This window comes from Microbulbifer yueqingensis (assembly GCF_900100355.1).
Taxonomy (GTDB): domain Bacteria; phylum Pseudomonadota; class Gammaproteobacteria; order Pseudomonadales; family Cellvibrionaceae; genus Microbulbifer; species Microbulbifer yueqingensis.
On the sequence record NZ_FNFH01000007.1, the window covers coordinates 63,315 to 77,678 of the forward strand.

The following is a 14,364-nucleotide window of genomic DNA, read 5'->3' on the forward strand; positions in this document are numbered from 1 at the left end:
AGGCCGCTGGTTAATGGCGAAAAGCGTTCTGGGCAAATTCAGGATTCGCAAGGGTAAAGTCTTTGAAGCGCCTCTGGAGAGCGCTTTCGGACGCCTGGTCACTCCATTTGAGGAGTTTATTCACCGCCAGAGCAGCAGTGGCCTGCTGTTGATAGCCTGTGCGGTGGCGGCGCTGATTATCGCCAACTCCCCGTTGCAGGAAGCCTACAAACACCTGCTGGAGATGAAAATCAGCCTGGGCGCCGGCGACTGGGGTTTTTCCATGAGCCTGCACCACTGGATCAACGATGGCCTGATGGCGATCTTCTTCTTCCTCGTGGGGCTCGAACTGAAGCGTGAGTTCCTGGTGGGGGAGCTGTCCGAGCTGAAGCAGGCAGTGCTGCCGGTGATGGCAGCGCTCGGCGGCATGGTAGTGCCAGCACTGATTTACGCGTCCCTCAATGCCGGCGGCGAGGGATCCAAGGGGTGGGGCATTCCCATGGCGACGGATATTGCTTTCGCCGTCGGCTGTATCGCCCTGCTGGGCAACCGGGTACCCCGGGCGGTGGTCACCTTCCTGGTGGCGCTGGCTATTGTGGATGACCTGGGTGCCATCCTGGTCATTGCCGTCTGGTATACCGAGGATGTCAATACCACCGCGCTGATGGCGTGCGGTGTACTGATAGCCATCATGTGGCTGCTGAAATTCGCCGGTGTTCGCCGGGCACCGGCATATATTTTCGTGGGAATCCTGCTGTGGTACGAGCTTTACGTCACGGGAATCCATGCCACCCTCGCCGGGGTGATTACGGCGATGGCGTTGCCGGCAAGGCCCAAATACGATCCGGTGGCGTTCAGTACCTTCGTCAAGGATATCATCCGCAGCTTTGACCGCTGCTTCCGGCCCGGGGACAAGATCATTGCCAACGATGCCCTGCGGGCGCGGGTGATGGCGCTGGACAACGGTGTCCACCTGGCGCAGTCGCCGCTGCAGCGGATGGAAACGCGCCTGCACACGCCGGTGGCCTTTATTGTGGTGCCGATTTTTGCCCTGGCCAATGCCGGTATCCCCATCGACAGCTTCACCAGCTCGGCCGCCGTCCTCAACCCGGTGACGCTGGGGGTAATCCTGGGACTGGTCTTTGGCAAACTGGTGGGCATTGTGGGCGCCACCTGGCTGGGCTGGAAGCTCGGGCTGGGCAGGCTGCCCACGGCAGCCAGTTTCCATCACATTATCGGTGTGGCGCTGCTCGGCGGTATCGGCTTTACCATGTCGATCTTTATCTCCGAACTCGCGTTCTACGACGAGAATGAATTGCTGATTCAGGCGAAAGCCGGCGTGTTGCTGGCCTCGGTGGTTGCCGGTGTTGCCGGCTTCCTCGTCCTGCGCAAGGCGCCGGTTTCAGAGGAGGTAAGTACCGTCAACGAAAAGTCCGCTGAAGAGCAGCCGGAAGAGGGCGCGGAACCGGACCAGGCAAAGAGCTGAATACTCCAGTGGCTGCGGCCTGGTGTCACTTCAGGCTGTCTACCAGGGCCTGCATTCGATCGAAGTGGCTGCCCCGCCAGTAGACCCGGCCACAGGCACTGCACTGCAGGAAGTCGTCGAAGGAGCGACGGGTCCGCGGCTGCAGCCGGTGGTCGATTTCCTGCTTGGCAGCCGGCCGTAGCGATGCGTTGCATTCCATGCAGCGGCTGAAAGGCTGCATGGAATGCGCCAGCCGGAAGCGGGTGGCGATCTCCTGCAACTGCAGCCGCGGTCGGGTGGCGCGGACGTAGTAGCCACGTTGCAGTTGTTTCCTTTTGAGCAAGTCGCGATCGCGGGTCAGCAGTGTGCGGTCCTGGCGAACCGAAAGCTGCACCAGCTGTTCATCACTGCAATCGTCGGGAAGCCGGCTGTCGAAGCCCAGCATGCGCAGGTAGCGTGCCAGCCGCCCCAGGTGGCAGTCGAGCACGAAGCGCGGTTCCGCCTGGGCTTCCGGCGACAGGCGCCGTCCAGGTCCGGGCGCGGGGTATACCTCCACCCTGTCCCCATCCTGCAGTCGGTAGGAGAAATCCACCGCCGTCCCTCCCACCATGATGCTATCGACCTCTACATGGGGCACGCCCAGGCTCTCGATGGCATCCTTGACCGACCTCCTGTCGCTCCAATGGACGGTGCTGCCACGGCACCGCCGCCGCGCCGTGAGGAAATCGCTGAGGTTCCCGTGAAAATGAATCTGTGCGCTGGGCATGGCAAGAACACTGGTTATCGGGGCTGCTGTGGAGTGTAGCCGTGGGCGGGGCAGGATTATCTCACCGATGGGACTGGGGGCTGCCAGCTACAGCTGGTAGGTGGTACATTGGTGCATGCACCAACTGCGGGCAGTGGGCAGTTTTCGGCCCCCGGCCCAGACAGATTGAAGAACTGAAAAAGAATGATAAAAAAATTGCTCCTGCTGGCGCTGACCGGCTTGCTCCTCCTGTTGTTAGTGGTGTCGTTATTGGCGCAGGTACCCCCTGCCAGTTTCTCTCCCGTGCCCAGGGAGGGCGAGGCGCTCCCGGCCGGCGAGCCGGCCCTGGTGCTCGAGCCACTCAACGCGCCTGTTGCCGGCGCCGCCAACCTGGTCTCGGTCCAGCCGTGGTTGCAGCCCCTGGATTACGCCAGCGGCGAGCGCTTGTACCGGAAGCTGGAAACCTATCTCGCACGGGCAGAAGCCGAGGGCTGGCTGGGCCCGCGCACACTGGTTGTGCTGCCGGAGCATATCGGCACCTGGCTGGTGGCTTCCGGTGAGGGATTCCTCACTTACCGCGCATCCTCTACCAGTGGGGCGATGCTGTGGGCTGCACTCGGTAACCTGCCGGCGTTCTCCAGTGGGCTGTATCGCGAGGTCGCCAGGGGCGAAACTTCCGACCCCCTGGCCGCGGCGCTCTTTCGCCTCAAGGCCCGCAGCATGGCGAACGAATACCAACGGGTATTTTCCCGGCTCGCGCAGCGCTTTGGGGTCACCCTGGTGGCGGGCTCCATCCTCCTGCCGGATCCGCAGCTCGCTGGAGGAAGCATCCACGCCGGCACCGGCCCTCTCTACAACAGCAGCTTTGTTTTCTATGCCGACGGGCGCATAGCGGGCCCGGTGCGCAAGGTCTACCCGATTGCCAGCGAATTGCCCTTCACCCGCCCGGCGCGCCAGCCGCTGCCCGTGTTCGAGACACCACTGGGGAAGCTGGGGGTGCTGATCTGTGCGGACAGCTGGTATCCGGATACCTGGGCCCAGCTGGCTGGCGCCGACCTGGTCGTCGTGCCATCTTTCGCCACGCCCACCGGCATCTGGACCCGGCCGTGGCAGGGATACAACGGGGCCGCGGCGCCGCGCGACGTCGATCCCGGCGATGTGGGCCGTATCAGCGAGGGTGAGGCCTGGCGCAAGTACGCGCTGGGTGGGCGGGGCGGGCAAGTGCGCGCTGGGATCAATACCTTCCTGCGCGGCGAACTCTGGGATCTCGGTGATGATGGCCGCACCACCGCTGTCATCGAGGGAAAGTTGCTGCAGGGTGTCCGGCGCGACGGCGCGGTTATATCGAGCCTCTGGTTGCCCGAATCGCAGTGATGTTGCCCGTGAAAAAGAAAAGACAATAACAACAGCAAAAGGGGAGCCTCTCTATGGAGGAGATTGATGTTGCCGTCCTCGGTGCCGGGATATCCGGGCTCCAGGCGGCGCGGCTGCTCCGGGACCGGTTTTCGGTGCGCATCCTGGAGGCCCGCGACAGGGTCGGGGGCCGTCTGCTGAACCACACCTTTGCCAATGGCGACACGGTGGATATCGGCGGGCAGTGGATCGGGCCGGGCCAGGATCGGATGTATCGGCTGGTAGAGGAGTTGGGGGCCGCCACCTGGCCGCTGTACGACCGGGGCGACAACCTGTTGGTGCTCGACGGCCGCTCGCGGCGCTATCGCGGCACCATCCCCCGTATCAACCCGCTGGCGCTGGCCGACCTGGGTCTTGCCATGCACCGCTTCGAGAAAATGGCCCGCGGCCTGGATCCGGCGCGGCCCTGGGCGCACAGGCGTGCGGCGGCCTGGGACGCCGTGACCCTGCGCAGCTGGATCGACAGCAACTGCCGCACCCGCCTCGCACGCCAGCTGTTTGCCATCGCGGTAGGGGCGGTATTTGCCGCCGAACCCGACGACCTGTCCCTGCTGCATGCGCTCTTCTACGCCCGCTCCGGGGATTCCCTGGAAAGGCTGCTGGCGGTCACCGGTGGCGCCCAGCAGGATCGTATCCACGGTGGCACCGCCGGACTCTGCGAGCGCATGGCGGCACAGCTGGGCGACTGCGTGCAGCTGGGTTCACCGGCGAAGAAGGTAAAGGCCACTGCGGACGGGCGCCTGCGGGTGGATTACCGCGGCGGCGCCCTCCTGTGCGAGCGGCTTATTGTGGCCATACCGCCCAACCAGGCCCTGCGCATCCAGTTCGAGCCGGAACTGCCGGCGTGGCGCGACCAGTTGATGCAGCGCATGCCCGCCGGCTCCTGCATAAAGTGTATCGCCCGCTACGAGCGCCCGTTCTGGCGCGATGAGCAACTGTCCGGCCAGGTCACCAGCCCGGCGGGCCCGGTGCGGGTGTCTTTCGACAATTCCGAGCGAGGCCGGGAATCGGGCCTGCTGATGGGGTTCCTGGAAGGGGATGTGGCGCGCCATTACAGCGGCGTGGCGCCCGACGAGCGAAGACAGGCGGTGCTGGACTGTTTTGCGCGGTTCTTCGGCGAACGCGCGCGCCATCCACTGGAGTATGTGGACAAGGACTGGAGCAGTGATCCCTGGACCCGCGGCTGCTACGCCGCCTTCCTCGGCCCGGGAACCTGGACCAGCTACGGTGAACGCCTGCGTGAGCCGAACGGCCGCATCCACTGGGCGGGCACCGAGTCCGCTTCCCAATGGTACGGATACATGGAGGGCGCGCTCGAATCCGCCGAGCGGGCGGCGCGTGAAGTCCAGCAGCAGCTCGAGAGGGCCGGGGCCCTGCATGTGTGACACTATGGTCTACCGTGCCGGCGATACCACCTGGCTGGCCAAGAACAGTGACCGCGACCCGCTCGAGGCCCAGCGGGTCGAGGTGATTCCCGCAGTGCGCGGGGATCGGGCCTCCAGCCTGCGCTGTACCTGGATCGAGATACCGCAGGTGCCCGACCGCCACGCCTGCATCATCGGTCGCCCGGCCTGGATGTGGGGTGCGGAAATGGGGGTCAACGAGTGTGGCGTGGCCATCGGCAACGAGGCCATCTTTTCCCGCCGGGTAATGCGCAGCGGTGTGGCGCTGCTGGGCATGGACCTGGTGCGCCTGGCGCTGGAGCGGGCCGACACTGCTGCGTCGGCCCTGCGGGTGATTGTCGACCTGCTGGAGGAGTTCGGCCAGGGCGGCCCGGCCGCTTTCAGCCAGCGGAATTTCCGCTATGACAACAGTTTCCTGATTGCCGACGCCACTGAGGCCTGGAAGCTGGAGACGGCAGGGCGGGAATGGGTTGCCCGGCGCGTGGAACATTACGATGCCATATCCAATGGCCTCACCATAGGCACCGACCATGAGCTGGCCAGCGAGGCCGTCCACACCCGCGGTACCGCCTTCGATCGCGACAATGATACCCGCCTGGTGCCGTTTGTCGGCGCCTGTCGCCGCCGGCGCAGCGCCGCCCTGGCAGGGCTGGCAGCGCTCGATGCGCAGCGCGTGGGCTTTGCCGACTTTGCCGCGATCCTGCGCCACCATCGCCGTGGACGCCCGTCCGGTAACGCCGATCTCTGTATGCATGCGGCGCCTCCGGGCGCACTGCTTCCCTGGCTGCGGCCGTCGCAGACAGTCAACGCCATGATCGTGTCCCTGGGGCCGGGCGGGCCCCGGGCCGCCTTCACTGGCACCGCGAATACCTGTTGCAGCCTGTTTCGGCCGGTGGACTTCACTGGCGGCTGGGCCACAGGGGAACGGGACAGCTGGGAGGCCCACAGGGTCTGGTGCGACCATGCCATCGCCGGGGAGCCGGCGCGCCGGCGCTTGCAGGCCAGGCTGGAGGTGGCAGAGGGCGAAATCTTTTCCGCGCTGGAGCGCGGCGATACCGATGCCGCCCGGCAGCGCGCCCGCCACTGGTGGGATGCCGTTTTCGCCGGTATGGTACTCCCCGACAACAACGGACAACTTCTGCAGGAAATTCCATGAAAAAACTGCATCTGGCTTTTTTGATTTCTTTTTCCTCCCTGGCGCTGTTCGCCTGCGGCGACCGGCCCGCCGATTCCGGGGCAGGCAAACCGGAGACTGACAACTCCATGGCAAAGGAGGACACCGCGGCGAGGGAAAAGCCGGCAAAGGAGGAGAGCGCTGATATGGACAGCATGGCTCGCGAGTATGTAATGCTCGTGCTGGAGCTGGGAAATCACGATGACAGTTACGTCGACGCCTATTACGGGCCGGAGAAGCTGCGTGAGCAGGCCAGGGCCAGCGAGGCCACCCCGGCAGAGCTGGCACAGCGCGCCCAGGAGCTGATCAACCGGCTGCCACAGCAGATCGAGCCCTCCGCAGACATGGAGGCCCTGCGACAGCACTACCTGAAAACCCAGCTGCGCGCGATCAAGGCCCACGCCGAAAGCCTCGCGGGTACCCGGGACAGCAGCTTCGAGAGCGATGCCCGGTTGCTCTACGACACCCAGCCGCCGAAGCGTGAGCTGGCGGAGTTCGAGCCTGTACTGAAGGAACTCGACCAGCTGCTGCCCGGCGATGAGCCCCTGCACCTGCGGGTGAAGCAATTCAAGCAGCAGTTTGAAATTCCGAAAGACAAGCTGCCGGAAGTTTTTGATGCGGCCATCGATGCCTGCCGCGAGCGCACCAAGAAATATATCCAGCTGCCGGAGAACGAGGACTTCGAGCTCGAATACGTTACCGACAAGCCCTGGAGCGGCTACAACTGGTACCAGGGTAATGCCCGCAGCCTGATCCAGGTGAATACCGAGCTGCCGGTGATGATCGACCGCGCCATCGACCTGGGCTGTCACGAGGGCTATCCCGGCCACCACACCTACAACGCGCTGCTGGAGCAGGAACTGGTGGAAAACCGTGGCTGGCTGGAATACAGCGTATACCCGCTGTTCAGCCCGCAGTCGCTGATCGCCGAGGGCAGCGCCAACTACGGTATCGAGCTGGCCTTCCCCGGCAATGACAAGCTGGAGTTCGAGAAGAACGTGCTCTACCCGAAAGCGGGACTCGATCCGGCGGACGCGGAGAAATACGACCGCGTGCTGGAACTGACTGACCGGCTCAGCTTTGCCGAAAATGAAATCGCCCGCCAGTACATCGACGGCGAGATAGACGGCGACAAGGTGGTGGAGCTGTTCCAGAAATACGGCCTGCGCAGCCCCGAGCGCGCCGCCCAGCGCAAGCGTTTCGTCGATACCTATGGTACCTACGTGATCAACTACAACTGGGGCAAGCAGCTGGTGGCCAATTACGTCGAGGAGGTAGAGGCGCCGGAAGACCGCTGGGAGCGCTTCGGCACGCTGCTGTCCTCGCCGCGCCTGCCGTCGTCGCTCGACTGGTAACTGGCACCAGAATGGCCGAGGGCGCGCAGCGTCACAATCCTCGCTGCGGGCCTCTCGGTATTGGTTGGCAATTGGGCGATCAGGTAAACTGCGCCCAAAACCAGATTCAGGAGTGGTTGTGAACGAGTTTATTGTCGACGTAACGGCACAGAACGCCCAGCAGGTGCTGATCGAGGAGTCCATGAAGCGCCCGGTGGTGGTGGATTTCTGGGCCGACTGGTGCGAGCCCTGCAAGCAGCTGATGCCGGTGCTGGAGAAGCTGGCCACTGAGTACGCCGGCCAGTTCCTGCTGGCCAAGGTCAACGCGGATACCGAGCAGATGCTGGCGGGGCAACTGGGGGTGCGCAGCCTGCCCACGGTGATGGTACTGAAAGACGGCCAGCCGGTGGACGGTTTTGCCGGTGCACAGCCGGAAAAGCAGATTCGCGAAATGCTGGACAAGTACCTGCCCAAGCCCTGGGACCTGAAGCTGGAGCAGGGCAAGGCCCTGGTGGCCGAGGGCAAGCTGGACGAGGCCCTGCCGGTCCTGCGCCAGGCCTATAGCGAGTCTGGCGAGCGCCAGGATATCGCCAAGCAGCTGGCTGCGGTGCTGCTGGAGCAGAACCGCACGCAGGAGGCCGAGGAGGTGCTCGGCAAGATCCTGCTGGCCGACCAGGACAGCGATTACCAGCAACTGATGTCGCAGCTGGAACTCAAGCAGCAGGCAGCGGAGACACCCGAGATCAAGGCCCTGCAGCAGGCGCTGGAGAAAAATCCGGACGACTTTGATACCGCCTACAAGCTCGCAGTCCAGTACAGCCAGGCGCAGCGTCACCAGGAGGCCCTGGAGCTGCTGTTGAATATCCTGCGCAGCGATCTCAATTATGCCGACGGTGCCGCCAGGCAGGCTTACCTCGATATGGTGAAGAGCCTGGGTGCCGGGGACCCCCTGGCAACCCAGTACCAGCGCAAGCTGATGACCCTGCTGTATTGATCCCCTGCTGTATTAATCCTTCCTGCGCGGGGCCCGCCATCAGGTCCCCGCGCTCCTGTCACGAGAGTCCCGAGGTTTCCAGGCCATGTACAAGCTCTGTATCTACATCCCCGAGACCCACCTCGAAGAAGTGAAGCAGGCGGTGTTTGCCACCGGCGCCGGACGCATCGGCGATTACGACAGCTGTTGCTGGCAGGTAGCCGGCTCCGGGCAGTTCCGGCCACTGGAGGGCAGCCAGCCGTTTATCGGCCAGGCCGGTGAAGTGGAGCGGGTGCCCGAATACCGTGTCGAGATGGTATGCGCCGATAAGCTGGTGGATGCGGCGCTGGCCGCGATGCGCGAGGCCCATCCCTACGAGGAACCGGCCTTCGACCTGTGGAAGCTGGACGACCGCTGTAACTGAGCGGGGTGGGTACTCAGAGCTTGCGGGAAATTACCCCGCGGTGCAGAAGGTACCTGCCTTCCTTGCGGTCGGCGAAGTAGTGGGCCAGGGTCTCGCTCATGATCGGGAAGGCAATCTCGTCCCAGGGGATCTCCTCCTCGCGGAACAGTTCCACCTCGAGTGACTCGGGCCCTGGCCCGAAGTTGGTGTCGGTCAGCTCGCCGCGGTAGATCAGGTAGACCTGGTTGATATGCGGGATGTCGTAGACGCTGAAGAGGTCGTCCACGCGGATATTGGCCCGCGCCTCCTCCCAGCTTTCCCGCAGTGCCCCTTCCTCGCTGGTTTCCCCGTTCTCCATAAAGCCGGCCGGCAGGGTCCAGAGACCCAGGCGGGGTTCGATAGCCCGCTTGCACAAGAGTACCTGGTCGCCCAGGTAGGGCAGGGTGCCGACGATCACCCGAGGATTGATGTAGTGAATCGCGCCGCAGCCGCCGCACAGGTGGCGGGGCCGGTCGTCGCCCTCGGGAATGGAAAAGGTCACGGCATCGCTGCCGCAGTGGCTACAGAATTTCATGGCGCCAGTATACTCGCGCCAGCTGCTGGCGTCAGCGCCCCGGCACGCTGATCATGCCCGCACTCGCCGGGGTGGGCCTCACAGCACCGTAGTCCCGGTGGCCAGCGAGTAGATTCCCGCGAGTGCCCCTAGCGCGATTGCGCCAAACAGCAGCACCTCCGGCACGGTGAATGTGGTCTCGTAGCGCTCCCGGCGGGCGTAAACAAAAAGCAGGGTGGCCGGTGCCAGCAGGATACAGGCCAGCATTACATACTCAAGTCCACCGGCCATGATCATGAAAATGGCGTAGAGGGTGCCGATTGCCGCAAACACAGTTTCCCGCTGGCGCAGGCGGGGGGGATCATGGGAATAACTCTCCCCGCTGAGCGTCAGTTTGAGGCCGTAGGCCGCCACCAGCAGGTAGGGGATCAGTGTCATGGCACTGGTCATCTCCAGGGTGAGCTCGAAGGCGTACTCGGCAAAGATCGTCAGCACCAGGAATGTTTGCACCAGCCCGTTGGTCAGCCACAGGGCGGTGGAGGGAACGCCGTTTTTGTTTTCGTGGCTGAAAACCCTGGGAACCAGTTCGTAGCGGGAGGCGCTGTACAGTGCCTCGGCGCAGAGCAGGGTCCAGGCCAGGTAGGCGCCCAGCACCGAGACGATGAGGCCGACACTGATGAACACCGCACCCCAGGTCCCCACCACTGCCGCGAGCACGCCGGCCATCGAGGGCTGCCGCAGCCCTGCGAGTTCCGGGCGCATCATGACCCCGTAGGGTAACAGCGTCACCAGCACCATCAGGCACAGGACACCGAGGAAACCCATCACCGTGGCCCAGCCCACATCGGAGCGGTTTCTCGCATAGCGGGAGAAAACGCTGGCGCCCTCAACACCGATAAAGACAAATACCGTCACGAGCATGGTGCGCCTGACCTGTGCAGTGACATGGCCCAGGTCGCGCTGTTCCCCGCCCCAGAAGTTGGCAGCAAACAGGTCTTTCTGGAATGCGACCGTGAGAATGATGATAAACGTCAGGATGGGGATCACCTTCGCGAGGGTGACCAGCCTGTTGATCACGGCTGCCTCCTTTACGCCCCGCAGGATCATGAAGTGGATGGTCCAGAGCACCAGCGAGGATACCGCCACAGCCGGGATGGTATTGCCCTGGCCGAAAGCGGGGATGGCGGCGCCCAGGGTGGACTTGATGAGGACGAAGTAGGTGGTGCTGCCCAGGCAACCCCCGGTCCAGAAGCCGATTGCGGCCAGGAAGCCGACGTAGTTGCCGAACCCCTCTCTGGCATAGGTGAAAATGCCCGCATCCAGGTCCGGTTTGCGCATGGCCAGGAACTGGAAGACGAAGGCCAGCATCAGCATGCCGGTACCGGCGATGGTCCATGCCACCAGGGCGCCGAAGGGACCGGTGGCAGCGCCGAAAGTGGCGGGCAGCGAGAAGATCCCGGCCCCTACCATCGAGCCCACCACCATGCCCATCATGGTGGTGCGGTTCAGGTTGCGCTCTCGGTTTGGGGTCATTGGTTTTTACTCGCGGGCAGTCAGCTCATGCAGTCTAGACATTTGTGGCTTCGCTTCCCGGTGCGGCTCACAGGGGACACTTTTCTCCACGCGATGTGATCGATCCACGAGGGGGCATGGCGGCGAAAGCTGGCAAAACCAAAGCCCAGTTCAGTACGCGTTTTCCCGCTTGGCAAAGGAGATGCGATTAGTCGGGCGGGGGCAGCGGTGAGGGTGTCGGACGGGCAGGGTCCAGCCATATAAAGTGGTCTATAAAGATTGGCAGGCATGGATGAGGATTGAGCACTTATGGCTAAGGAACACGGCAAGCAGATCAAGGATGATGAGCAGTACGAGGAGCTTCGCGACCAGGGCTACAGCAAGGAGAAAGCCGCTCGCATAGCGAACACGCCTAGGGAAAAGGCTGGCAAAAAGGGCGGTAAGCATCCCCCTTATGAAGAGTGGAACAAAGATGAGTTGTATGACAAAGCACAGGAAGTTGGCATTGAAGGCCGGTCGGATATGTCAAAGGACGAGCTGATAAAGGCACTCCGGAATCATTAAGCAAAAGCGACGCTGATGAAAAAATAAAGCAAGCCCGGGCTGGCTACCATCAACTGGTCCGGCCCGGCCAGAGTGATGGACAGCGAAACCTTTTGGCGTTGTGGCCGTGGTGTTTAAACCGGAATTCATAGGGGAGTCGCCACCGGCATCTGGTTAAATTTTGATCTTTGCTTTATGATTGCCTTACGGCAATTCCCGCTCACTGGTTGCTGACAATAAAATTGTTATTTACTAATCCCATAGAGACAGGTAGCTGCCTCGCTTTACTTGTCTCCGGATAGTGCGGGTCGGAGCAGTTACAGGCAGAGGCAGACCGGCTGGAACCAGATGTTGGACGAGATCGAGCGCAAATTTTCCCGCTTCAGGGATCGCCTGGAGGCCAGGGTTCCCTCCGGACCGGACCTGGACGGTCATGCAGCTGTCCTGCTGGCACTGACCGACCAGCCCGACCCCGAAGTCATCCTCACCCTGCGTTCCACCAACCTGTCCACCCACTCTGGCGAGGTTTCCCTGCCGGGCGGCCGCTGGGAAGAGGGGGATAAATCCCTGCGGTACACGGCCCTGCGGGAGACACACGAGGAAATTGGGCTGCCGCCGGAAGCCGTGCGGGTGCTGGGGCCCCTGTGGTCGCGCCGGACCCGCTGGAATGTCCACGTGACCCCCTGGCTGGGGGTAGTCGCCCCCGATGTGCAGCTGGTGCCAAATCCCGGCGAACTGGATGCCATTTTCCGGGTTCCCCTGTCGTTTTTCCTCGAAGATCCCCGGATTCGCACCGACCAGATAACCATCGACGAGCGAGCCATCTACCTGCCGGCCTACCAGTTCCAGGAGTACGAGATCTGGGGTTTTACCGCCGGAATCCTGACGGAATTCCTGGTCAGGGTACTCGATGCCGAGATCGAGCACCGCGACGGCGTGCCGCTGCGCGCACTGAGCTAGGCCGTTGCCGGGCACGTGTATAATGCCCGCCGGCTTCTCCCGAGTTTCACTATGCCCAGACCCAAGTCCACGGTCGCCCTGGAGGATGTGCACTGGGGCGCACTGAAAACCCTTTTCCCCTACCTGCTGGAATTCCGCCGCGCGGTGCTGCTGGCCTTGCTGTGCCTGGTGGGCGCCAAGCTGGCCAGTGTCGGCCTGCCGTTCATCCTCAAGCATATCGTCGACGACCTCGACAGCGCCGGGGGCGCCGCCGCAGCCATCGCCCTGCCGTTGGGCCTGTTGCTGGCCTATGGCGCCGTGCGTCTTTCCAGTGTGCTGTTTGGCGAGCTGCGCGACACCATTTTCGGGCGTGTCACCGAGCGCGCCCAGCGTCGCATCGGTCTCGAAGTTTTCCAGCACCTGCACCGGCTGGACCTGGACTTCCACCTGAACCGGCGCACCGGCGGCCTGTCGCGGGATATCGAACGCGGGATATCGGGCATCGGCTTTTTGATGCGATTTATGGTGTTCAATATCGTGCCGACGTTACTGGAAATCGGCATGGTGGCGGTGCTGCTGTGGTGGAATTACAGTGCGCTGTTTGCATTGCTGGTACTGGGCGCGGTGGTGGTATACATCGGCTTTTCCGTGGTGGCCACCGAGTGGCGTACCCGGTTTGTGCGCGAGCTGAACGAGGCCGAGTCCAGGAGCAGCAGCCGCTCGGTGGACAGCCTGCTGAATTACGAGACTGTAAAATATTTCGGCAATGAAGCCTACGAGGCAGGGCATTACGATGTGGAACTGGGCCAGTGGGAGCAGGCACGGCGCAAGAACCGCCTGTCCCTGTTCGGGCTCAACGCCGGCCAGGCGCTGATTATTGCCATCGCCATGACTGCCGCGATGGTGCTTGCGGCGGTGCGTGTGACCGGCGGGCAGATGACTATCGGCGACTTCGTCCTCATCAATGCCTTCATGATGCAGATCTTCATCCCGCTCAATTTCCTCGGTTTCGTCTATCGCGAGATGAAGGGGTCGCTGGCCAACATTGAAAAGATGTTCTCGCTGCTGGAAGTGAAGCCCGCGGTGGAAGACGCTCCCGGCGCCCCGGAGCTGCGGGTGACGGAGGGGCGGATCGAATTCGACGACGTACATTTCGGTTACCGCCCGGACCGGGAAATCCTGGGAGGTATTACGTTTACCGTGCAGCCACGCCAGAAACTGGCGATTGTCGGTGCCAGCGGCGCCGGCAAGTCGACCCTGTTCAAGCTCCTGTTCCGTTTCTATGACACTACCGGGGGACGGATCCTGGTCGACGGCCAGGATATCCGCACTGTCAGCCAGGAATCCCTGCGTCGTGCCATTGGCGTGGTCCCGCAGGACACGGTGTTGTTCAACCAGTCCCTGCTGGAAAACGTGCGCTACGGGCGTGTCGACGCCACTGATGCAGAAGTCATGGCGGCAATCCGGCACGCGCAGCTGGCCGGCTTCGTACAGCAGCTGCCGGAGGGCGCCCATACCCTGGTGGGGGAGCGGGGACTCAAGCTGTCCGGCGGCGAGCGCCAGCGGGTCGCCATCGCCCGGGCACTGCTCAAGCACCCGCCGATCATGGTTTTCGACGAGGCCACCTCCTCGCTGGACAGCCACTCGGAGCGGGGTATTCTCGAGGCGCTGCGACAAGTGGCGCGGGAACAGACCACGCTGGTGATTGCCCACCGCCTTTCCACCGTGGTGGATGCCGATACCATCCTGGTGCTCGACGAGGGCCGCATCGTCGAGCAGGGCAGCCATGCCCGGCTGCTTGCACAGGACGGGCACTATGCGGCCCTGTGGCGCCTGCAGCAGGAGGAGCGGGGACGGGCGGAGATCGATGCTGTACAAGAGATGAGCAGCCAGGAGCGGGAGGACTGAGCGACTGGGGAAGGCTTCCT

13 protein-coding genes are annotated in these 14,364 nt (G+C 63.3%); 10 read left to right on the forward strand and 3 right to left on the reverse strand.

Translation table 11 applies throughout. The features are described 5' to 3' along the window. The first annotated feature begins 13 nt into the window (after nt 1–13). Complete coding sequence (gene nhaA, locus BLT26_RS14580) at nt 14–1,465, forward strand: Na+/H+ antiporter NhaA (RefSeq protein WP_091516131.1); 1,452 nt, start codon at nt 14–16, stop codon at nt 1,463–1,465. A 25-nt stretch (nt 1,466–1,490) separates the two neighbouring features. Here the strand turns inward: nhaA and BLT26_RS14585 are convergent, their stop codons facing one another. Next, nucleotides 1,491–2,210 (reverse strand): Mut7-C RNAse domain-containing protein, encoded by a 720-nt coding sequence (locus tag BLT26_RS14585; RefSeq protein ID WP_091516135.1) that lies wholly within the window; start codon nt 2,208–2,210, stop codon nt 1,491–1,493. 183 nt (nt 2,211–2,393) lie between these two features. On the opposite strand from BLT26_RS14585, the gene BLT26_RS14590 reads away from it, so the two are divergent. The 6 genes from BLT26_RS14590 to BLT26_RS14615 all read left to right on the forward strand — a co-directional run bounded on the left by BLT26_RS14590 (nt 2,394) and on the right by BLT26_RS14615 (nt 8,910). Then, complete coding sequence (locus BLT26_RS14590; RefSeq protein WP_091516138.1) at nt 2,394–3,563, forward strand: carbon-nitrogen hydrolase family protein; 1,170 nt, start codon at nt 2,394–2,396, stop codon at nt 3,561–3,563. A gap of 53 nt (nt 3,564–3,616) precedes the next feature. After that, complete coding sequence (locus tag BLT26_RS14595; protein ID WP_091516142.1) at nt 3,617–4,987, forward strand: flavin monoamine oxidase family protein; 1,371 nt, start codon at nt 3,617–3,619, stop codon at nt 4,985–4,987. Beyond that, nucleotides 4,980–6,161, forward strand: coding sequence for a C69 family dipeptidase (locus BLT26_RS14600; protein ID WP_091516145.1), 1,182 nt, complete (start codon nt 4,980–4,982; stop codon nt 6,159–6,161). The genes BLT26_RS14595 and BLT26_RS14600 overlap by 8 nt, the downstream gene beginning before the upstream one ends. Continuing rightward, nucleotides 6,158–7,534: a hypothetical protein gene (locus BLT26_RS14605; protein WP_217631461.1), complete on the forward strand. Its 1,377-nt coding sequence runs from the start codon at nt 6,158–6,160 to the stop codon at nt 7,532–7,534. The genes BLT26_RS14600 and BLT26_RS14605 overlap by 4 nt, the downstream gene beginning before the upstream one ends. A 118-nt stretch (nt 7,535–7,652) precedes the next feature. Then, nucleotides 7,653–8,507 (forward strand): thioredoxin, encoded by an 855-nt coding sequence (gene trxA, locus BLT26_RS14610; protein WP_091516149.1) that lies wholly within the window; start codon nt 7,653–7,655, stop codon nt 8,505–8,507. An 85-nt stretch (nt 8,508–8,592) separates the two neighbouring features. Continuing rightward, entirely contained in the window at nt 8,593–8,910 is a 318-nt protein-coding gene (locus tag BLT26_RS14615; RefSeq protein WP_091516152.1) for a YqfO family protein, read from the forward strand. 13 nt (nt 8,911–8,923) lie between these two features. Here the strand turns inward: BLT26_RS14615 and BLT26_RS14620 are convergent, their stop codons facing one another. Continuing rightward, complete coding sequence (locus BLT26_RS14620) at nt 8,924–9,463, reverse strand: NUDIX hydrolase (RefSeq protein WP_091516155.1); 540 nt, start codon at nt 9,461–9,463, stop codon at nt 8,924–8,926. 78 nt (nt 9,464–9,541) lie between these two features. Beyond that, nucleotides 9,542–10,975, reverse strand: coding sequence for a basic amino acid/polyamine antiporter (locus BLT26_RS14625; protein WP_091516158.1), 1,434 nt, complete (start codon nt 10,973–10,975; stop codon nt 9,542–9,544). A gap of 288 nt (nt 10,976–11,263) precedes the next feature. Between BLT26_RS14625 and BLT26_RS14630 the strand changes: the two genes are divergently transcribed. The 3 genes from BLT26_RS14630 to BLT26_RS14640 all read left to right on the forward strand — a co-directional run bounded on the left by BLT26_RS14630 (nt 11,264) and on the right by BLT26_RS14640 (nt 14,344). Continuing rightward, nucleotides 11,264–11,518, forward strand: coding sequence for a DUF7218 family protein (locus BLT26_RS14630; RefSeq protein WP_091516162.1), 255 nt, complete (start codon nt 11,264–11,266; stop codon nt 11,516–11,518). Nucleotides 11,519–11,845: 327 nt separating this feature from the next. Further along, nucleotides 11,846–12,457: an NUDIX hydrolase gene (locus BLT26_RS14635; protein ID WP_091516166.1), complete on the forward strand. Its 612-nt coding sequence runs from the start codon at nt 11,846–11,848 to the stop codon at nt 12,455–12,457. A 51-nt stretch (nt 12,458–12,508) separates the two neighbouring features. Beyond that, complete coding sequence (locus BLT26_RS14640; protein WP_091516173.1) at nt 12,509–14,344, forward strand: ABCB family ABC transporter ATP-binding protein/permease; 1,836 nt, start codon at nt 12,509–12,511, stop codon at nt 14,342–14,344. Nucleotides 14,345–14,364 lie beyond the last annotated feature (20 nt).